The organism is Sphingomonas pituitosa NBRC 102491, assembly GCF_001598435.1.
GTDB lineage: Bacteria > Pseudomonadota > Alphaproteobacteria > Sphingomonadales > Sphingomonadaceae > Sphingomonas > Sphingomonas pituitosa.
Genome location: NZ_BCYY01000006.1, coordinates 98,704 through 116,836 on the forward strand (window position 1 = coordinate 98,704; position 18,133 = coordinate 116,836).

The 18,133-nt window shown below is 68.2% G+C and carries 19 protein-coding genes, 1 tRNA gene, 1 pseudogene and 1 other annotated feature; of the genes and pseudogenes, 10 read left to right on the forward strand and 11 right to left on the reverse strand.

Annotation, left to right across the window (positions count from 1 at the left end; translation table 11 throughout):
• Window positions 1–92: 92 nt before the first annotated feature.
• The 4 genes from SPI01S_RS07495 to SPI01S_RS07510 form a co-directional block, all read right to left on the reverse strand.
• Entirely contained in the window at window positions 93–377 is a 285-nt protein-coding gene (locus SPI01S_RS07495) for a hypothetical protein (protein ID WP_066720512.1), read from the reverse strand.
• 85 nt (window positions 378–462) lie between these two features.
• Window positions 463–1,455, reverse strand: a complete 993-nt coding sequence (locus tag SPI01S_RS07500; RefSeq protein ID WP_066720515.1) for a cysteine synthase A — start codon at window positions 1,453–1,455, stop codon at window positions 463–465.
• A 46-nt stretch (window positions 1,456–1,501) separates the two neighbouring features.
• Window positions 1,502–1,831: an Mpo1-like protein gene (locus SPI01S_RS07505; protein ID WP_066720517.1), complete on the reverse strand. Its 330-nt coding sequence runs from the start codon at window positions 1,829–1,831 to the stop codon at window positions 1,502–1,504.
• A 71-nt stretch (window positions 1,832–1,902) separates the two neighbouring features.
• Entirely contained in the window at window positions 1,903–2,538 is a 636-nt protein-coding gene (locus SPI01S_RS07510) for a PEPxxWA-CTERM sorting domain-containing protein (RefSeq protein WP_245653504.1), read from the reverse strand.
• Window positions 2,539–2,747: 209 nt separating this feature from the next.
• Between SPI01S_RS07510 and SPI01S_RS07515 the strand changes: the two genes are divergently transcribed.
• The 3 genes from SPI01S_RS07515 to SPI01S_RS07525 all read left to right on the forward strand — a co-directional run bounded on the left by SPI01S_RS07515 (window position 2,748) and on the right by SPI01S_RS07525 (window position 5,321).
• Window positions 2,748–3,245 (forward strand): hypothetical protein, encoded by a 498-nt coding sequence (locus SPI01S_RS07515; protein WP_066720524.1) that lies wholly within the window; start codon window positions 2,748–2,750, stop codon window positions 3,243–3,245.
• A 128-nt stretch (window positions 3,246–3,373) separates the two neighbouring features.
• The gene (locus tag SPI01S_RS07520) at window positions 3,374–3,892 is read left to right on the forward strand and encodes a DNA-deoxyinosine glycosylase (RefSeq protein WP_066720527.1); all 519 of its coding nucleotides are present in this window, start codon (window positions 3,374–3,376) and stop codon (window positions 3,890–3,892) included.
• Between the two features lie 106 nt (window positions 3,893–3,998).
• Window positions 3,999–5,321, forward strand: coding sequence for a sensor histidine kinase (locus tag SPI01S_RS07525; protein WP_066720530.1), 1,323 nt, complete (start codon window positions 3,999–4,001; stop codon window positions 5,319–5,321).
• 27 nt (window positions 5,322–5,348) lie between these two features.
• On the opposite strand, the gene SPI01S_RS07530 is transcribed toward SPI01S_RS07525, so the two are convergent.
• Together SPI01S_RS07530 and SPI01S_RS07535 are read right to left on the reverse strand one after the other, a co-directional pair.
• Entirely contained in the window at window positions 5,349–6,845 is a 1,497-nt protein-coding gene (locus SPI01S_RS07530; RefSeq protein ID WP_066720535.1) for a SulP family inorganic anion transporter, read from the reverse strand.
• 57 nt (window positions 6,846–6,902) lie between these two features.
• Window positions 6,903–6,958: a sequence feature (sul1 is cis-regulatory element that is thought to sense ions involved in sulfur or methionine metabolism; They are found in Alphaproteobacteria), on the reverse strand.
• 91 nt (window positions 6,959–7,049) lie between these two features.
• Window positions 7,050–7,559, reverse strand: a complete 510-nt coding sequence (locus SPI01S_RS07535; protein ID WP_066720811.1) for a hypothetical protein — start codon at window positions 7,557–7,559, stop codon at window positions 7,050–7,052.
• Between the two features lie 216 nt (window positions 7,560–7,775).
• On the opposite strand from SPI01S_RS07535, the gene SPI01S_RS07540 reads away from it, so the two are divergent.
• From SPI01S_RS07540 to aat, 3 genes are all read left to right on the forward strand, one after another.
• A complete protein-coding gene (locus SPI01S_RS07540) occupies window positions 7,776–8,165 on the forward strand; it encodes a hypothetical protein (RefSeq protein ID WP_066720539.1) in 390 nt (129 codons plus the stop codon).
• An 85-nt stretch (window positions 8,166–8,250) separates the two neighbouring features.
• Window positions 8,251–8,985: a ParA family protein gene (locus SPI01S_RS07545; protein WP_066720541.1), complete on the forward strand. Its 735-nt coding sequence runs from the start codon at window positions 8,251–8,253 to the stop codon at window positions 8,983–8,985.
• On the forward strand, window positions 8,985–9,722 hold the full coding sequence (gene aat, locus SPI01S_RS07550) for a leucyl/phenylalanyl-tRNA--protein transferase (RefSeq protein ID WP_066720544.1): 738 nt from the start codon (window positions 8,985–8,987) through the stop codon (window positions 9,720–9,722). The genes SPI01S_RS07545 and aat overlap by 1 nt, the downstream gene beginning before the upstream one ends.
• A 35-nt stretch (window positions 9,723–9,757) precedes the next feature.
• Here aat and SPI01S_RS21715 read toward each other — a convergent pair.
• From SPI01S_RS21715 to SPI01S_RS07570, 4 genes and pseudogenes are all read right to left on the reverse strand, one after another.
• A pseudogene (locus SPI01S_RS21715) lies at window positions 9,758–10,183 on the reverse strand (DUF2155 domain-containing protein); the annotation flags it as partial.
• On the reverse strand, window positions 10,180–10,572 hold the full coding sequence (locus SPI01S_RS07560; protein ID WP_066720549.1) for an NADH:ubiquinone oxidoreductase subunit NDUFA12: 393 nt from the start codon (window positions 10,570–10,572) through the stop codon (window positions 10,180–10,182). The gene SPI01S_RS07560 and the pseudogene SPI01S_RS21715, both read right to left, overlap by 4 nt.
• A gap of 134 nt (window positions 10,573–10,706) precedes the next feature.
• Window positions 10,707–11,291, reverse strand: coding sequence for a cold-shock protein (locus SPI01S_RS07565; RefSeq protein WP_066720553.1), 585 nt, complete (start codon window positions 11,289–11,291; stop codon window positions 10,707–10,709).
• A gap of 66 nt (window positions 11,292–11,357) precedes the next feature.
• Complete coding sequence (locus SPI01S_RS07570) at window positions 11,358–11,900, reverse strand: regulatory protein RecX (RefSeq protein WP_084253313.1); 543 nt, start codon at window positions 11,898–11,900, stop codon at window positions 11,358–11,360.
• Between the two features lie 160 nt (window positions 11,901–12,060).
• Here SPI01S_RS07570 and SPI01S_RS07575 point away from each other — a divergent pair, with 160 nt between their 5' ends.
• The 4 genes from SPI01S_RS07575 (at window position 12,061) to SPI01S_RS07590 (ending at window position 17,184) form a co-directional block, all read left to right on the forward strand.
• Window positions 12,061–13,788, forward strand: a complete 1,728-nt coding sequence (locus SPI01S_RS07575) for a fatty acyl-AMP ligase (RefSeq protein ID WP_245653505.1) — start codon at window positions 12,061–12,063, stop codon at window positions 13,786–13,788.
• 204 nt (window positions 13,789–13,992) lie between these two features.
• Complete coding sequence (locus tag SPI01S_RS07580; protein WP_157084596.1) at window positions 13,993–16,293, forward strand: putative bifunctional diguanylate cyclase/phosphodiesterase; 2,301 nt, start codon at window positions 13,993–13,995, stop codon at window positions 16,291–16,293.
• 121 nt (window positions 16,294–16,414) lie between these two features.
• A complete protein-coding gene (locus SPI01S_RS07585) occupies window positions 16,415–16,963 on the forward strand; it encodes an FxDxF family PEP-CTERM protein (RefSeq protein WP_066720566.1) in 549 nt (182 codons plus the stop codon).
• Between the two features lie 144 nt (window positions 16,964–17,107).
• Window positions 17,108–17,184: transfer RNA gene (locus SPI01S_RS07590), tRNA-Trp, on the forward strand.
• A gap of 111 nt (window positions 17,185–17,295) precedes the next feature.
• On the opposite strand, the gene SPI01S_RS07595 is transcribed toward SPI01S_RS07590, so the two are convergent.
• Window positions 17,296–18,066, reverse strand: coding sequence for a class I SAM-dependent methyltransferase (locus tag SPI01S_RS07595; protein ID WP_169804476.1), 771 nt, complete (start codon window positions 18,064–18,066; stop codon window positions 17,296–17,298).
• Window positions 18,067–18,133 lie beyond the last annotated feature (67 nt).

An 18,133-nucleotide genomic window follows, 5' to 3' on the forward strand; every position in this document is an offset into this window, starting at 1 on the left:
GTGGCACGGGAAAAGTGGGGCGATTTCCCCAGCGGTCCCCGTGGGCCGATTCCGGTGGGGGCAATTCCCCGGCGGCGCCCGAGTCCCGCGGCTTACTTGCCGGCGGCGTCCTGCCGGTGCGCCTGCTCGCGCGCCTGGGCGGCGGCGGTGGGATCGTCGGTGCTGGGTGCGACGCCGAGTTCGGCAAGCGGTTCGTCGCGCGTCCGATCGGCGGCGGCATTGTCGACGCCGGTCAGGTTGGCGACGACCGAGGCATTCGACGCCCCCGCCGCGCTCACCGGCGCCTCGCGGTTCGCCGAGGAGAAGATCGCGAACGACAGCACCATCAGCAGGACCACGGCCGCGAGTCCGGTCATGCCGACGCGGATGCGCTGCATGGCCTGGGCGTGATCCTGAGGCGAACCGATTTTCATGACTGTGGCATAAATGTAACGCACAAGCGCATGCTTGTCGAGCGAAGCCTCAACCGCGCGTCAACCATGAAGGAACGGTCAGCCCCTTCGCCTGCAGCCAGTCGGCATTGTAGAGCGTCGAGAGATAGCGGAAGCCGGTGTCGCACAGGATCGTCGCCACCCGCTTGCCCGGTCCCAGGGCGCGGGCCAGCCGCACCGCGCCGGCAACGTTGATGCCCGAGGACAGGCCGAGGCACAGCCCCTCCTCCGCCAGCAGCCGGCGCACCCATTCCAGCCCCTCCTCGTCGGAGATGCGGAACTGGGTGTCGATCGGCGCACCTTCCAGATTGCCGGTGATCCGCCCCTGGCCGATACCCTCGGCGACCGAGGAACCCTCGGCGCGAAGCTCGCCACAGGCATAATATTCGTAGAGCGCCGCACCATGCGGGTCGCTCAGCGCGATGGTGACCTTCTCGTCCTTCGCCTTCAGCCCCAGCCCCACGCCGGCGATCGTGCCGCCGGTGCCCGCCGCGCAGGTGAAGCCGTCGATTCGGCCCTCCATCTGCGTCCAGATCTCTTCCGCCGTGCCCACGATATGCGCCTTGCGGTTGGCGATGTTGTCGAACTGATTCGCCCAGATCGCGCCCTGCGTCTCCTCGGCGATGCGACGGCTGGTATGGACGAAATGGCCGGGGTTCGAATAGGGCGCCGCCGGCACCAGCACCAGCTCGGCGCCCAGCGCGCGCAGCGTGTCCATCTTCTCGCGCGACTGGGTCTCGGGCATCACGATGATCGTGCGATAGCCCTTGGCGTTGGCGACCAGCGCCAGCCCGATGCCGGTATTGCCCGCCGTGCCCTCGACGATCGTGCCGCCGGGCGCGAGCGTGCCCTGTTCCTCGGCATCGTTGACGATGTACAGCGCGGCGCGGTCCTTCACCGACGCGCCGGGATTGGCGAATTCGCACTTGGCGAAGATGTCGCAGCCGGTTGCGTCGCTGGGGCCCTTGAGGCGGACGAGCGGAGTGTTGCCGATCAGCGCGAGCGTGTTCTGGGAAACGTGCATGGCGCGTAGATAGGAGCCGCCCCCCGCGGCACGCAAGCAACGCAATCTATTCGGCGACGCCGGCTCGCTTCAGATGCGGCCCCAGCCGCCCGCCGATCCACAGGAAGAACATCCGGTAATCGGAGAGAAGCGACCAGAGCGGATAGGTAAAGGTCGCCGGACGATTGCGCTCGACCCCGAAATGCGCGCCCCAGGCAAAGCCATAGCCGGCGAGCGGGATGGCGATCAGCCACCAGGCGTTGAGCACTATCCCGGCGGCGAGCGCGGCGAAGGTCAGCGCGGTGCCGATATAATGCAGCCGGCGCGTCGCAGGCCTGGCGTGCTCGCGCAGATAATGGGGCCAGAAGTCCCGGTAGCGGGTGATCGTGCGGGCCATGATGCGGTCCTACGCCCTTTCGGATGTCGTCGAAAGGGGGCCGGGGCGGCATTGCCCCCCCCGCCCCGCGATCAGGCGAAGCGCACCGTCACCCGGCTACGCTGGCGAAGTGCCGCGCCCAACAGGCCGAAGCCCAGCACCATCATCGCCCAGCTCGCCGGCTCCGGCACCGCCGACAGCGAGGCGCTGAACGCGGCCGAGGCGTCGCTGTCGTTGGTGAAGATCAGTTCGCCCGCGCTGGTCGCGAATGTCGTGCCGAAATTGAGGAAATCGATCGGAGCGTTGGATGCCGACACGATTCCCGTCTTGAGGTCGTAGCCCAGCAGGCCGGCGTCGCGCACGTCGATCAGGTCGTTGCCGAACGGCGCCGCCTCGGTGAAGCCGACCAGCGCGCGCTGCCCGCTGCCGCTGCCCAGCGTCACGCTGAAGGCGTTGAACAGCATCGCGAAGGTGCCCGACACGCCGTTCACGGTGAACGACAGCGTCGCCGGCGCCGAATTGTAGAGGCTCGGCCGGAAATCGGGCCGGGGCTGGAACACGGAGTCCGTGTCGGTCGCCAGCGAGAGCGTATAGTCGCTCAGGGCAAAAGCCTGCCCGTTGAGCACGCCGCTGATCTTGCCGGAAAAGCTGTAAAGGATCGGTGCGGCCTGTGCGGCGCTGCCCATCGTCAAGGCGCCGAGTGTCGCCACCAGAAATGCCATCCGCATCCAATTTCCCCTCATCCCAGGCCCGACTTGCTTCGTTCTGAAGAAGTGCCGTCACCGCCGACAGGAAATGAAGCAAAGACTCGGAAATTACTAGCTTTTTCTTGCCCTACAACATCAGCGGCGTGATCGCGGGAACGCGGTTGCGGCGTCCGTATTCCGTCCGCATGGCGCACACTCGCGCGCAGACGGTTTCCTGCTAGACGGCACCCATGAAGCGCCCGTTCCGTCTCGCCTCGCTCCCGGCAGCCCTGCTGCTCGCGTCCGCCGCACCTGCGCCGGGCCTGTATACCCCCGCGCCCGGCAGCGCCGAGCGCGGCGCCATCGTCAAGGTGCTGCACCATGGCGATGATCGCCCGGCAGCGCGCTTCACCTTCCGCACCTTCCGCGTGCTCCACAAGGGCCCGCGCGCGATCGCCTATGTCCAGGGCAGCGGCGAGGTCGGCGACTTCGAGGCACTGCTCGAGCAACGCGGGGCCGGCCCCTGGCGCAAGGTCTGGGGCGTGAGCGACGGCGGCAGCGACAGCTGCGAAGCGGGCGCGCGCCATTATGGCTGGGCCGTCCGCCTGATCCAGGGCTATGGCCTCGCCCCCGACACGCTGATTCCCGGCATTACCGCCACCGCGCGAGATCTAGCGCGCATGGCGAAGACCGAGCCCGAGCTGCAATGCGTCGGCGATCTCGACGGCGGCCCCGACGGGGCGGACTGACCATGCGCCATGTCCCGCGCACCGATTCCGGACCGCTGGAGGCGCAAGCGATCCGCGCGCTGCTGGTCGCCGCACGCGAAGAACGCCGCCAGGCGCCCTGGCTCGAAGACTGAGGGAGCGCGTCGCCGATGCCCGAACGCAAGCACAGCTTCCCGCCCGTGGTGGCGCCCGATACGCGCCTGCTGGTGCTCGGCTCGTTGCCGGGCGAGCGCTCGCTCGCGGCGGCGCGCTATTATGCACACCCGCAAAACCAGTTCTGGCAGCTCATTTCCCCCGCCACAGGGCGCGATCTCGTGCCGCTCGCCTATGCCGAGCGGCTGGAGGCGCTGCGCGCTGCGCGCATCGGCCTGTGGGACGTCGTCGCCAGCGCCACCCGGCCGGGAAGCACCGACGCCGCACTGCGCGACATCGAGGCGCACGACATCGCCGCGCTCGCCGCCGCGCTGCCGGAACTGCGCGCGATCGCCTTCAACGGCGCTACCGCCCTGCGGCACGGCCTGCGCAATCTGGGCGAGGCGGCCGCGCGCTACACCATCCTCGGCCTGCCTTCATCCAGTCCGCTGCATACCATCGGCCTGGCCGCCAAGGCCCCGAAATGGGCCGAACTTTCGGCCTTTTCGCGGCCCGGAGGCGGTGATAACGCTTAGCAATAGCGCCCGCAGCCGCAATTGTTTCGCAATAGACTGATAGTCAGTAGCAATACGGAGTGGCCGCGGGGACAGGCGAGGCATAGCCCATTCATCGACCTTTGCCATGCTGAACCGCCGTAGCGCCCTCTTCCGCCCCAGCGGCCAGGCCCCCGATGCGGCTGGGGAGGATGCGCCACCCTATCGCTTTCTCGAACTGCTCGCGGTCAGCGCCAGCGATCTGCTCCAGGCCGGGGATCTCGCACCCGCGCTGGACCGCATCTTCGGGCTGATCCGCAGCGAAGTCGAGCTCGACGTCTTCTTCCACTATGCCTTTGACGGCCAGGGACTGGACCTCAACGCCTGGGCCGGCATCACCCCCGAACAGGTCGTCGACTGGCAGCATGTTCCGCTGGGCATCGCCATTTGCGGCGGCGTCGCGGAAAGCCTGACACCGATGATCGCCCGTGACATCCAGCAGTCGGACGACCCCCGCCTCGCCTATGCGCGTGACATGGGGCTGGACGCCTGCTTCTGCACGCCGCTGCTCCACAAGGACGCGCTGCTCGGCACGCTCGCCTTCGGCCGGCGCGGCCGCGCCGGCTTCAGCGACGCCGAGATCCAGTTCCTCCAGACGCTGGCGAGCTATGTCACCCTCGCCAAGCATCGCATCGGCGTCGACCAGGAACTGCGCAACCGGCTCCAGGAACGCGATCGCATGCTCGCCGAGCGGGTGACGATCGAGCGCCAGATGCTCGAGCTCACCCGCGCCAGCGCGCTCGGCTCGATCGCCGCGACGGTCGCGCATGAACTGAACCAGCCGCTCTCCGCCGCTGCCAACTACATGGCGGCCATCCGCCTGTCTCCGGACAGTGACGAGAGGACCCGCGACCTCAGCGGCGCTGCCGAGCAGCAGTTGCAGCGGGCCGGCGAGATCATCCGCCGCATTCGCCGCATGGTGCGCCATGACGATCTGGTGCTGGAAACACGCTCGGTCGCCACCAGCATCGAGGAGGCGCTCCACCTCGTCCGCGCTGCCGCGCCGATGCTGTTGCCGCCGGTGACGATCCGCGTGGCGCCCGAGGCGCAATACGCCCGGTTCGACAATGTCCAGATCGTCCAGGTGCTGGCCAACCTGCTGCGCAACGCCGGCGAAGCCTGCCAGCACCGTGCCGGCACGACCATTCTCGTCACCGCCGAGAGACAGGATCCGGCGGAAGTCACCGTCCGGGTAATTGACAACGGCCCGGGCGTCGCGCCCGAGCAGCGCCATATCCTGTTCCAGCCCGGGCTGGGCAATGGCCGGTGCGACACCGGCGGCGGGCTCGGCCTGGGGCTCGCCATCTCCCATCACCTGATCGAAGGCCATAGCGGCCGGATCTGGGCCGAGGAGACGCCCGGCGGCGGTGCTACCTTTGCCTTCACGATCCCGGGGGCGCAAGCGGCGTAGCGCGGCGGCGTTCCCGGCCGCTGGGGTTCAATGGGGTGCGAACCCCATTTCGACGCCGGTCTTGTCGTGAAGCGCAAAGCGATCGACGATGTCGGCACTGGCGCGGTTGTACCCGATGACTTCCACCATGCGGCCGTCGCGGCGGAGCCTGGCGACGATCTTGTCGAGCGCACCCACCCCGGAAATGTCCCAGAAGTGCGCGGCCGAGACGTCGATCTGCACCGCGCGCGCCTGGTCTTCGGCCTGGAACGCCCGCGTGAATCGATCGACGGAGGCGAAGAATATCTCGCCGGTCACCCGATAGATCGCGCGCGTGCCGTCGTCCGAGAGGATGCGCTCCACCGCGAACATGCGCTGCACCTTGCCTGCGAAGAAGATCCCGGAGAGCAGGACGCCCGCCAGCACGCCGAGCGACAGGTCATGCGTCGCCACGACGACCGTGACGGTGGTCAGCATCACCACCGACGACGGCAGCGGGTGGCGGCGCAGATTGGGGATCGAGTTCCAGCTGAACGTGCCGATCGAGACCATGATCATCACCGCGACGAGCGCCGGCATCGGCACCCGCCCGACAAAGGGGCCCAGCACCGCGAGGAGGAACAGCAGGAAGGCGCCCGCCACGAACGTCGAAAGCCGGCCGCGGCCGCCCGAGGTGACGTTGATGACGGACTGCCCGATCATCGCACAGCCGCCCATTCCGCCGAACAGCGCCGCCACGATGTTCGCGCCGCCCTGTCCTGCGCATTCCCGGCGCTTGTCGCTGTCCGTATCCGTCATGTCGTCGACGATCCGGGCGGTGAGCAGCGACTCCAGCAGCCCGACCGCCGCCATCGTCATCGCATAGGGAAAGATGATCCGCAGCGTCTCCAGGGTCAGCGGAACGTGCGGCAGGGTGAGGCTTGGCAATCCCTCCGGCAGCTTGCCCATGTCGCCCACTACATGCACCGGCAGCCCCGCGAAGATGCTGATTCCGCTCAGGATCACGATCGCGACCAGCGGCGACGGCACCGCCCTGGTGATGCGCGGCAGGCCGTAGATGATCGCCAGCCCGCCAGCCACCATGGCATAGGTCTGCCAGCCCACCCCGACGAACTGGGGCAGCTGGGCAAGGAAGATGAGGATCGCAAGGGCGTTGACGAACCCGGTGATCACCGAGCGCGAGACGAACTGCATGACCAGATCGAGCCGCAGCAGCCCGGCCGCGATCTGGATCACGCCCATCAGGATGGTCGCGGCAAAGAGATAGTCGACGCCGTGTTCGCGAACCAGCGGCACGACGACGACCGCCACCGCGGCGGTCGCGGCCGAGACCATGCCCGGCCGGCCGCCGATCAAGGCGATCGTCATGGCGATCGCGACCGAGGCATAGAGCCCGACGCGGGGATCGACGCCGGCAATGAGCGAGAAGCCGATCGCCTCGGGGATCAGCGCCAGCGCGACGACGATCCCGGCAAGAACATCCCGGCGGGCGACAACACCGTCCGTGAACCACTGACGGCGGTAGGCAGCAAAATTGAAGGTCATTGATTTTCCACAACAGGGCACGTGGCGCGGATGCGCGCCTTGCAATTGGGTGCGTGTTGTTGTCCGGCGGATCGGCGGCCGGAATAGCCACCCGGAGTTTCACCGGGTCCTTGCGAATGGGCGCCGCATACGCGCTTTGCCGCGCACAGGCAACCTGCCGCGCCGGCCGCCGGCCGCCCGCGTCACCGAATGTGCTGTGAGCCCCTAGTCCGCGCTGCTGTTGTTGCCGCCGTCATACGGCACCGCGAGCGCTTCGTTGTACATCTCGCGGTGGACCTGCTCGACGGTCATCGGATGCGCGCAGCCCTTCAGGATATTCGCGCCGATCCGCACGTCCGCGGCAAGGTTCGCGCCCTCGGCGCACGCGGCGGGGCGCAGCGTGATGGTCACGGCGGCGCCCTCGGGCGTCTGGGTGGGGTAGGTCGCCGCGCCCTGCGCGAGCCGCGGGGATACCGGGTAGAAGGGCACCTGCTTGGCGCCCTCCTGCTGGAAGAGGATGCGGCCCGGCGCCAGGTCGAGCGCCCAGTCGCGCCCCTCGACCGGGCGGATCTGCAGCGGGGTGGAGAGGTCCACGCCGCCCAGCATCGGCCCGGGCGGCACCGCGGCATTGGCCGGATCCTCGGCGGCATTCTCGGTCGGCGCGCCACCGCAGGCCGCGAGCAGTGCCAGCGGCATCAGGGTCCAGCCTCGCGTCCAGCAGATCCTCGGCTTCATGCGCACTCTCCTCGGCTCTCCCTGCGCAGTCGGGCGCATCGGGTCAAGCACGGTAAACGTCCCCTTTCCGATCGCCCCTGCAACCTCCACGACTGTTGCGCGTGTCCGATAGCGCGCAACATTGCGTCTGTTCCGTTGCGGCGCACCATTTCGTGTGACTCTGTTACCCGTTTTCGCTTGACGATGATTACCGCCTAAGGAAAAGCACGCTACGCTATGAAAAACCCCTCCCCGATCGCATTTTCCGCCGCGGCGCTGCTTTCGCTCGCCGCTTGCAACAACAAGCCCGAGGTGGTCGACAGCCGCGCGCCGGATCCCATGGCTTCGCAGCTTGCGAACGCCGCGCCGGTAGAAACGCCGCCGACGATCGAAAGCTCGGTGAGCTTCCGCTGCCAGCCGGGCAACACCCTGCTGTTCGTCGACTTCTTCAAGGAAGGCAAAATGGCCTCGCTGCGCGAGAAGAAGGATTCGATGAAGTCGGTCCTGCTCCGCGCACCGGAAGCCGGCCAGCCCTACACGGCCGAAGGCGGCTACAAGATCGAAGGCAATGCCAAGGCAGCCAAGATCACCCTCGGCAACGGATCGGTCCACACCTGCAAGGCGTAAGCCTGCATTCCGCTACGAAAACAAAGCCCGGCGGCTATTTCCGCCGGGCTTTTTTCATGCCAGCTTGGCCCCGGAGGTAACGCGCGTGGCGACGATAGCGGTGTACAGCCTGAAAGGCGGCGTGGGCAAAACCACGCTGGCGATCAACCTCGCCTGGGCCTCCGCCACCCGTTCGGCCCGCCGCACGCTGCTGTGGGACCTCGATCCGCAGGCCGCCGCCACCTTCCTGCTCGGCGGGGACGCGGGCGGCCGGCACCCGGCGCAGGCGATCTTCTCCAAGGACGTCGACGCCGCAAAGCTGATCCGCGCCACGGCGATCGATCGCCTCGCGCTGCTGCCCGCCGACACCTCGCTCCGCCAGCTCGACCAGTTCTTCCACGCGCTCGACAAGAAGAAGCGGCTGAGCAGGCTGCTCGGGGACCTGGCACAGGATTTCGATCGCATCCTGCTCGATTGTCCGCCGGGCCTTACCGAGACCAGCGAGCAGGTGATGCGCGCGGCGGACCTGATCGTCGTGCCGGTCGCGCCCTCCCCGCTCTCCCAGCGCGCCTTCGCGGAGGTCGCCGCGCACCTCGTCCAGCGCGGCGCCAAGGTGCCGTTGATGCCGGTCCACACCATGGTCGATCGCCGCCGCAAGCTCCATGTCGAGGCGGTGGCCAGGCACCCGGACTGGCCGGTGATCCCGATGGCCAGCATCGTCGAAGCCGTGGCGGTGCGCCGGGCGCCGGTGGGCGCCTTCGCCCCGCGCAGCACCGGCGCGCGGGCATTCAATGCGTTGTGGCAGGCGATCGAGCAGACCCTTGCCGGGCGCGCCCGGTAATGGTCGGGCATCGCCGACAGCCGCCCAAGGAGCTCGACCCCGCGCTGGTCCTGCGCGCCTATGCCATGGGCGTGTTCCCGATGGCCGACGCCCGCGATGCAGGCTCGGTCTACTGGGTGGAGCCGAAGCTGCGCGGCGTGCTGCCGCTGGACGGATTCCACCTCTCCCGCTCGCTGCGCAAGGTCGTGGCGTCGGACCGCTTCCAGGTGACCGTGGATCGCGATTTCCCGGCGATGATCCGGCTATGCGCCGAAGCCGCGCAGGACCGCCCCGACACCTGGATCAACGGCGCGATCGAGCGCGCCTTCATCGCGCTCCACGATCTGGGCTACGCCCATTCGATCGAATGCTGGGAGGGCGATCGGCTCGCCGGCGGCCTCTACGGCCTCGCGCTGGGCCGCGCGTTCTTCGGGGAGTCGATGGTCACGCGCGTCCGCGACGCCTCGAAGGTCGCGCTCGCCCATCTCGTCGCGCGGCTGCAGGCCGGCGGCTTTCGCCTGCTCGACTGCCAGTTCATCACCGATCACCTCGCCTCGCTGGGCGCGATCGAGATCCCGCGGGACGATTATGTCGCGTTGCTGGGCGCGGCGCTCGGCGATTCGACCGGTGCGGTCTCGTTGCCGCCCTCGGCTTCGGGCGACCTCTTCGCACTGGATGCGCCGGGCGACGCCGCCGGCATCGTATCCGGCCCGGTCTCGCGGAAGGTCATCGCGCAGCTCTTGGGCCAGACGTCGTAGATCGGGTGCTGGACGACGTTGAGCGCGGGCTGTTCCTTGTAGAGCCAGCCGGAGAAGACGCGGTGCCAGCGCTGGTCCTCGCGGCGCACGTCCATCTGCACGAAGGCGCCGGTCAGCCGGTCCTGCTCCCAGGGCGCCGTGCGTTCGCAGGCGCGCAGACGCACCGTCACCTGGTCGTCGATCCGCGCGGCCTGGCCGGGCTTGAGCGTGATCTCCCGCTCGACGCCGTTGCGCTTGTTGAGAATGCCCAGCACCGCGACGCGCTCGCGCATCGGCGTGGCCGCGGCGTCGACGGTCGCGTTGTCGGGTCCGACCGAGACGGTATCGACCCCCTGCGAGTCGCCCGCGCCGGTGATCACCAGCTCGTCGCCGGCATTGTCCCCGCCGGCAGCGCCATTGCCGCTCCCGCTACCCGCACAACCGGCCAGCGCGAGCGCGAGCAGCGCCGCCGCAGCCTTCATGCGTCGGGGGTCCAGGCCTCGTAATCGCCGGTGGCCTTGGCCCGGTGCGCACCCTTTTCGAGCGCGCCCGGCGGGCGATAGGCCAGCTCGGTACCGGTCAGGTTCGGCTCGGCCGGCTTCTCCCACACCCGCACCGGCGGCAGCGACTCGTCGGGCGCGCCGTCGATCTGGTGCGCAAGCCAGCTGAACCATTCCGGCGGAACGCGGCTGGCGTCGTTGGATCCCTTGTAGATCACCCAGCGGCGCGGAATGCCGTTGGGATCACGCCCGCCCTCGAAATAGAGGTTACCGAGCGAATCCTCGCCGACGCGCTTCTTGCCGCGCAGTCCCAAGCGAGTGCCGAACGTGGCGCCGTTCCACCAGGTGAAGATCGGAAAAGGAAGTCCCATGGCTCTGCCCGATACCGCCAAGCGCGACGCTCGGCAACTCCCATCAAAACCTGTCCGGGAATTCGGCTACGGTAGCCGGCGAGGCGCCGGGGACGAAACCCCCGGGGCCTCGCCGGCGATGCCCGTAACCACCCTCAGAGCGGTCGTTCGACTGCGACGGCCAGCGGCCCCTTCTCGCCGTCGACGATGCGGGCGCGGAGCGGCTGGCCCGGCTCCACTTCCTCGACCCCGGCACGCCGCAGCGTCTCCATGTGGACGAAGATGTCCGCGGTATCGCTCGTGCGGACGAGGAAGCCATAGCCCTTGAGGCGGTTGAACCACTTGACCGACACCGATTCAAACGGCCCGGCCTCGCCGATCAGCTTCATCCGCTCCACCCGCTCGGTGGGGCGTTTCACCGGCTCCACGGCCGTGGTCAGGTCGATCGAGAGGACGGTCTTCGCCTGCAGCCCCCGCTGCCGCTGCACCGCCACGCACTCGACCCGCGCCCCTTCCGGAACGCTGCGCCGGCCATGGTCCTGCAGGACCGAGAAATGGATCAGGATGTCCCCCACGCTCGGATCATCGGCGACCATGAACCCGAAGCCACGCGTCACATCGAACCATTTGACGACGCCGCGATAGACGCGCTCGTCCATGCCGGAATCGCCCTCGAACTGCACTTCCCCCTCGGACGCGACTAGATAGTGTTCAGACGCCAGCTGTTGCTCAGCACGCATTATCGTTATCCCCCAAGCCAGCAACATTAACACAGCATTACCGTGGAGTGGAATCGCTTTGTGCGATTAGGAATGTCCCGCTCCGGGCGGGTCATCCGGTTCCTCTCCCGGCTGCATCTGCAATATTCTATGCACAATCTCAGGCGGATGCCCCGCCCGTAAAAATGCAGCGACTTGCTTTTTGCGAAGATCGCGATCCGCGATGGAAACGGCGAATGGTCCGAATCGGCGGCGACGCGCGAACACCAGCGCGCTGCGATAGGCTTCCGCCTCGATCGCCTCGGCCAGATCGGCGCTGTCCTCCGCATCGATGCCGTCATGGCGCAGCGCCATCTCCACCCGCCGCGCGCCCAGCCCGCGGCGGCCCATCGACCGCACCCGCGCCTCGGCAAAGCTGCGGTCGTCGACATAGCCCCGCTCGGCCATCCGCTCGGCCACCGCCGCCGGGTCCGGCACCCCCTCGCCGGCCCAGCCGCGCTCGCGCAGCTTGCGGGTGAGATAGGCGGCCAGGCGCGCGCGCGTGGTGGCGAAACGCTCGACATAGCGCAGCGCCAGCCGATCGAGATCGGCGGCGACGAGCGGTGGCTTGGAACGGGACGGTTCGGGCATGCGCCTTGATTGTGCCACACTGCCAACCGATTTTGAACGATACTGCGTAGCAGAGCGCATGCGGAAAACTGCGTTGTGGGGGCACAACGAACTGCTACCTCACAGGGGCACGAGAAAAAGAATGGTATTGGACGAAACGGGATCGCTCGAAACAGTGGATATGGCAGCGCTTGCGCCCACGCCCACGGAAGACCGTCTCCCGCGCCGTTTCGCTGATTTCGAAACGCTGGGTGCCGCGCTCGATTATGCAGCGCAAGGGCAGCGCGGACTGAATTTCCACGATGCGCGGGGCAAGCTGGTGCGGCCCTATCGCTTCGCCGAACTGCGCGCGGACGCGCTCGAACAGGCACGCCGCCTGATCGCCGCCGGCATCCAGCCGCAGGATCGCATCGCGCTGATCGCGGAGACCGGGGCGGAGTTCGCCGCGCTGTTCTTCGGCGTGATCTATGCCGGCGCCTGGCCGGTGCCGCTGCCGCTGCCGACCAGCTTCGGCGGCGCGCAATCCTATATCGACCAGCTCCGCGTCCAGCTCGAGAGCTGCGACCCGATGCTGCTGATCTACCCGCCCGAAATCGGCGCGATGTGCGCCGAGGCCGCGCGCCTGACCGAGGTCGCCGCGACCGACTGGGACGCCTTCTCGGCCAACCCGGCGCCCGAGGCACCCCTGCCCCAGGCCAGCCCGGACGACATCGCGTACCTGCAATATTCGAGCGGCTCGACCCGCTTCCCGCACGGTGTTGCGATCACGCACCATGCGCTGCTCAACAACCTCGCGGCGCACAGCCACGGGATGGAGCTGGTCGACGGCGATCGCTGCATCTCGTGGCTGCCCTGGTACCATGACATGGGCCTGGTTGGCTGCTTCCTGTCGCCGGTCGCGAACCAGGTTTCGACCGATTACATGAAGACCGAGGATTTCGCCCGGCGCCCGCTCGCCTGGCTGGATCTCATCAGCCGCAACCAGGGCAACAGCATCTCCTACTCGCCGACCTTCGGCTACGACATCTGTGCGCGCCGCATGTCCAGCCAGACCAAGGCGAGCGAACGCTTCGATCTGGCCCGCTGGCGCATCGCCGGCAACGGTGCCGACATGATCCGCCCGGACGTGATGCAGCGCTTCGTCGATGCGTTCGCCGATGCCGGCTTCCAGGCCACCGCCTTCATGCCGAGCTACGGCCTGGCCGAGGCGACGCTGGCCGTCTCGATCATGCCCCCGGGCGAAGGCATCGTCGTCGAGCTGGTCGAGGAGACGCAGCTCTCCGGCGGCACCGCCCGCGCCGATCGTCCGCAGCGCTACCGCGCCGTCGTGAACTGCGGCAAGCCGGTGCGCGACATGGCGATCGAGGTTCGCGAGGAAGACGGCACGCCGCTTCCCGAGAAGGCGATCGGCAAGGTCTGGTGCAAGGGCCCGTCGGTGATGGTCGGCTATTTCCGCGACGAGGCGGCGACCGAGGCGTGCATGACCGACGGCTGGCTGGATACCGGCGACATGGGGTACATGTCGGACGGCTATATCTACATCGTCGGCCGCGCCAAGGACATGATCATCGTCAACGGCAAGAACCACTGGCCGCAGGACATCGAATGGGCGGTGGAGCAGCTGCCCGGCTTCAAGCAGGGCGACATCGCCGCCTTCGCGATCACCACCCCCGGCGGCGAGGAGACGCCGGCGGTGCTGGTCCAGTGCCGCACCTCGGACGAGCAGGAGCGGCTGCGCCTGCGCGACGAGATCCGCGAGCGGGTCCGCTCGGTCACCGGCATGAACTGCGTGGTCGAACTCGTGCCGCCGCGCACCCTGCCGCGCACCAGCTCGGGCAAGCTCAGCCGCGCCAAGGCGCGCAACCTGTACCTGAACGGCGAGATCAAGCCCTACGCGATCGCCGCCTGACGCATCGTTCCGGCCGGGCCAAGCGCCCGGCCGGCAGCGCCGCGCCTCCCTGCCGGGAGCGTGCCGCGATAATGGACCTATTCACCTCCATTTTCGCCGCACCCTAACCTCTCGCTAACCTCGCGGCGCTATGTCATCGCGGTGAGCAGCTCCTCCACGACACCCTTGATTCCCCCGCGTGTCGATACGCGCGCGTTGCTGGGCATGAGCGATCCCACCGACACGATCGACTGGCCACGCATGCGCGCCGCGCAGCTGCAGGCCGGGCGGCGATCGGCGCTGCTGTTCTTCTCGGCGAATGTCGGCGCGGCCGCGCTCGCCGCCCTCGCGCTCGCGCCGCTGGCGCCGCACGCCCTGCTCTTCTGCTGGATGACGCTGGCGCTCGGCACCACCATCTGGACGACGCTGCGACGCCTGAACTGGCGCAACGAGAACGTGCTGACGGCCACCCTCGCCGATGTCCGCCGCACCGCCTCCGAAGGAATCGCGATGGGGCTCGCCTGGGCGATCCTGCCGCTCGCCTTCGGCGCCGTCGCCACCGCCCGCGCGAGCCTCGATCTGTGGGCGGCGACCACGGTCGTGCTGATCGCCTCGGCGATGACGATGGGCGTGCTGCCGCTGGCCAGCCTGTCGTTCATCGCCCTGCTCGGCACCACCTGCATCGTCACGCTGCTGCTGGTCGGCGCGCCCTTCCTCGCCGCCGCCGCAACCTTCCTCGTCGTGCTGCTCTGCTTCGGCAGCTACGGGCGCGCCCGTGCGCTGGTGCTGCTGCGCGCCAACCAGATGGCGCTCGCCGAGCGCGACCAGACCGTCAGCCTGCTCCTGCGCGAGTTCGAGGATGCCGGCTCGGACTGGCTGTGGGAGGTGGACGCGCAGCGTCGCCTCGTCCGCGCCAGCCCGCGCCTCGCCGCCTCGCTCGGCCTGGAGCCCGGCACGCTGGTCGGCATGCCGTTGCTCCAGCTCCTCGCCGGCCCCGCCTGGCAGACCGGCAGCTTCACGCAGGAACTCCACGAGCTCGCAGACAAGCTGAAGCGCCGCGAGCCGTTTGCCGACCTGTCGATCCCCATCGAGATCGAAGGCGAGCGGCGCTGGTGGCAGATGTCCGCCAGCCCCAAATTCGACGAGCGGGGCGCCTTTGCCGGCTTCCGCGGCGTCAGCTCGGACGTCACCGAGCAGCGACGCGCGACCGAGCAGATCCATCGCATGGCCCGGTTCGACACGCTGACCGGCCTGCCCAACCGCCTGCACATCAACGAGGCGCTCGCCACCGCCATGGCCGAGGCCGACAAATGGAGCGCGCGCTGCGCCTTCATGATGATCGACCTCGATCGGTTCAAGGCGGTGAACGACACGCTCGGCCACCCGGTCGGCGATCGCCTGCTCCAGCGCGTTGCGCGGCGGCTGCGCGGGCTGGTGAGCGAGACCGAGATGATCGGTCGCCTGGGCGGCGACGAGTTCGCGGTCGTGGTCCGCGACGCGCGCGACACGGCACGGGTGGAGGCGCTGGCGCAGTCGATCATCGACACGATCTCGCGCCCCTATGAGCTGGACCAGCACACCCTCTATATCGGTGCCTCGGTCGGCCTGGCGCTGGCGCCGCGCGACGGCCGCACCGCCGAGACGCTGGTGCGCTCGGCCGATCTCGCGCTCTATCGCTCGAAGGACAAGGGCGGCGGGGTGTTCCACGCCTATGAGCCGCAGCTCCACGTCGCCGCCGAGGAGCGCCGGGTGCTGGAAATCGCGCTGCGCGCCGCGGTCGAAAAGGGCCAGATGCAGCTTGCCTACCAGCCGGTGGTCAATGCGCGCACCGGCGGGCTGCTCGGCTTCGAGGCGCTGCTGCGCTGGACGCATCCCGAGCTCGGCGCGATCCCGCCGTCGAAGTTCATCCCGCTGGCCGAGGAAGCCCGGCTGATCGGCCCGATCGGCGAGTGGGTGCTGCGTACCGCCTGCCACGAAGCCGCCAGCTGGGAGGTGCCGGCCCGCGTGGCGATCAACGTCAGTTCCGAACAGCTCCACAACCCCAGCTTCGCCACGCTGGTCGCCCAGGCGCTCGCCGCCTCCGGCCTCGACCCCGACCGGCTCGAGCTGGAAGTGACCGAGAGCGTGTTCCTGCGCGAGGGCACCGGCGCGGTGAGCGTGCTGGAACAGATCCTCGACCTCGGCGTCCGGCTCAGCCTCGACGATTTCGGCACCGGCTATTCGTCGCTCGGCTATCTCGCCCATACCCGGTTCAACGCGATCAAGATCGACCGCAGTTTCGTGCAGAACGCCGCGCGCGGCACCCGCGAGGCGATCGCGATCATCCGCGCCGTCGTCGCCCTCGCCGAAAGCCTGGGCATGGCCACCACCGCCGAAGGCGTCGAGACCGAGCAGGAACACGAGATGGTCCAGGCACTCGGCTGCACGCGGGCGCAGGGTTTCTACTTCGGCCGGCCGCTGCCGGTGCAGGAAGCGCGGATGATCGCGTCACGGGACGGTAACGAAACGACCCGCGTCCGCGCGTGACTTGCGGTGAACTGTTCCCGGATTGGGACATAAGCCCTTTTTTTCATTCGGAACTTTGGAACCTGCCAAGGGTCTCGCCTGCACTGCAATGGTTCACTTGCCGTTAAGGGAGACACCCCGAATGTATCGTACGCTTATGACGGCGGCTGTTGGCGCTGCCGCGCTCATCGCTGTCGCGCCTGCCCAGGCGCAAACCTATTTCGGCCCGTCCGACATGAACCTCGCGCTCAGCGCCGATGGTTCGATCTCGGCCAGCTTCGGCCAGTCCGGCATCACCGCGGGCAACTTCAGCCATATCTACCAGTTCACCCTGCCGCAGGACGGCCTGGCGAGCGGTTCGATCATCACCAGCGCCGTGACCTTCCAGGGCAAGACCGACCTCGATCTGACCTCGGTGCTGTTCAACGGCGTGCAGCTCACCGGCTTCTTCGGTGGCGGCCTCAACGAGTTCGTTTTCGCGAACGCGGTGCCGATCAAGGCCGGTGTGGTCAACGAGATCACCATCAACGGCTTCTCGCGCGGTAACGGTTCGTACGGCGGCCAGGGCGTGTTCGTGCCCTCGGGCGTGCCCGAGCCGGCCGCCTGGGGCATGATGATCGGCGGCTTCGGCCTGGCCGGTGCCGCCATGCGCCGCACGCGCCGCACGCGCGTCACCTACGCGAACGCCTGAAACAAAAAACATCCTCGCCGTTGCAGAGGAGGCGCCGCCACGGAACACCGTGGCGGCGCTTTCTTTTTGGGCGCCCAATTCGCCCGCACCCGCATCTTGGCTCTTGCCCGAAGCGGAATCGACCGATAAAGGGGCGGACCGCACAGGGGTGTAGCTCAGCTGGTTAGAGCGTCGGTCTCCAAAACCGAAGGCCCTCGGTTCGAATCCGAGCTCCCCTGCCACGGACCTGTCGTTGAACGATAGGACCCCACGCAATGTGCCGCTGAGACGAATCCGGCGACACGATCGTTGCCGCGACATTCCCGTTTCTCGCCTGCTGCCGACGGCGACCGTCACATACGCATCGCGACCAGCGTGTCGATGCGAGCGTCCATCCGCGCGCGGCCGTGCGCCTGCATCACCGCGGGTCCCAGATCGTCCCAGATCCCCGAGACGTCCGCGGCAGCTGCCCCCCTCGCCATTGCATAGCTATTTTCACGAAGCAGGAATTCGGCCATCTCGCGCGGGCCGATCGGTTCCGCGCCGGTATCGTCGGAGCGGTGCTCGGTAACTTCCAGCCCCGCCCGGCCCAGTGCCGCCTGCACGTCGGCGCGCGTCGGCAAGACATAGCCGATCGCACGGTGCAGGGCGAAGCCCAGCGCTTCCGTCGCATCGCCGGCGCTTTCGGGGAAGCCGCCGGCGATCACGAGCCGCCCTGCGGGCGCCAGCCGCGCGGCAACGGACTCGAAGAGCGGATCGATATCGATCCCGCGCAGCAGGTCCGGAAGCGCAAGGAACAGCGTGATCGTGTCGAAATCGTCGGAGACCCGGTCGAGCGTCACGGCCTCGAACCGGCACACCGCCTCGAGCTCGCGATGCCGGGCGATCCGCCGCGCATTGACGATGCAGCCCTCATGCGGATCGATGCCGAATACGGTCTCGGCCGCACCGGTCGCGGCGACGGCAAGCGCGAACAGGCCTTCGCCGGTGCCGATATCGAGCACCCGGCCCAGCCCCCCGGGCGTCCGGGCAAGCACCGCCGCGACGCGTTCGCGGACGCCGCCCATTCTGACATAATGAAGCGCCGCTGCCTGGGCTTCGCTCCGTTCTTCTAGAGTGTTCATGCCAACCGCCTTGAATCGAGTTGGAGACAACGCCATATTTACGTATCGGCGGACATCGCGTCACGCC

What these genes read in the sequence shown, in the direction of transcription:
- SPI01S_RS07495 (WP_066720512.1), bottom strand. Translation starts at nt 377, where the DNA reads ATGCAGCGCATCCGCGTCGGCATGACCGGACTCGCGGCCGTGGTCCTG.
- SPI01S_RS07500 (WP_066720515.1), bottom strand. Translation starts at nt 1,455, where the DNA reads ATGCACGTTTCCCAGAACACGCTCGCGCTGATCGGCAACACTCCGCTC.
- SPI01S_RS07505 (WP_066720517.1), bottom strand. Translation starts at nt 1,831, where the DNA reads ATGGCCCGCACGATCACCCGCTACCGGGACTTCTGGCCCCATTATCTG.
- SPI01S_RS07510 (WP_245653504.1), bottom strand. Translation starts at nt 2,538, where the DNA reads ATGCGGATGGCATTTCTGGTGGCGACACTCGGCGCCTTGACGATGGGC.
- SPI01S_RS07515 (WP_066720524.1), top strand. Translation starts at nt 2,748, where the DNA reads ATGAAGCGCCCGTTCCGTCTCGCCTCGCTCCCGGCAGCCCTGCTGCTC.
- SPI01S_RS07520 (WP_066720527.1), top strand. Translation starts at nt 3,374, where the DNA reads ATGCCCGAACGCAAGCACAGCTTCCCGCCCGTGGTGGCGCCCGATACG.
- SPI01S_RS07525 (WP_066720530.1), top strand. Translation starts at nt 3,999, where the DNA reads ATGCTGAACCGCCGTAGCGCCCTCTTCCGCCCCAGCGGCCAGGCCCCC.
- SPI01S_RS07530 (WP_066720535.1), bottom strand. Translation starts at nt 6,845, where the DNA reads ATGACCTTCAATTTTGCTGCCTACCGCCGTCAGTGGTTCACGGACGGT.
- SPI01S_RS07535 (WP_066720811.1), bottom strand. Translation starts at nt 7,559, where the DNA reads ATGAAGCCGAGGATCTGCTGGACGCGAGGCTGGACCCTGATGCCGCTG.
- SPI01S_RS07540 (WP_066720539.1), top strand. Translation starts at nt 7,776, where the DNA reads ATGAAAAACCCCTCCCCGATCGCATTTTCCGCCGCGGCGCTGCTTTCG.
- aat (WP_066720544.1), top strand. Translation starts at nt 8,985, where the DNA reads ATGGTCGGGCATCGCCGACAGCCGCCCAAGGAGCTCGACCCCGCGCTG.
- SPI01S_RS07560 (WP_066720549.1), bottom strand. Translation starts at nt 10,572, where the DNA reads ATGGGACTTCCTTTTCCGATCTTCACCTGGTGGAACGGCGCCACGTTC.
- SPI01S_RS07565 (WP_066720553.1), bottom strand. Translation starts at nt 11,291, where the DNA reads ATGCGTGCTGAGCAACAGCTGGCGTCTGAACACTATCTAGTCGCGTCC.
- SPI01S_RS07570 (WP_084253313.1), bottom strand. Translation starts at nt 11,900, where the DNA reads ATGCCCGAACCGTCCCGTTCCAAGCCACCGCTCGTCGCCGCCGATCTC.
- SPI01S_RS07575 (WP_245653505.1), top strand. Translation starts at nt 12,061, where the DNA reads ATGGCAGCGCTTGCGCCCACGCCCACGGAAGACCGTCTCCCGCGCCGT.
- SPI01S_RS07580 (WP_157084596.1), top strand. Translation starts at nt 13,993, where the DNA reads ATGAGCGATCCCACCGACACGATCGACTGGCCACGCATGCGCGCCGCG.
- SPI01S_RS07585 (WP_066720566.1), top strand. Translation starts at nt 16,415, where the DNA reads ATGTATCGTACGCTTATGACGGCGGCTGTTGGCGCTGCCGCGCTCATC.
- SPI01S_RS07595 (WP_169804476.1), bottom strand. Translation starts at nt 18,066, where the DNA reads ATGAACACTCTAGAAGAACGGAGCGAAGCCCAGGCAGCGGCGCTTCAT.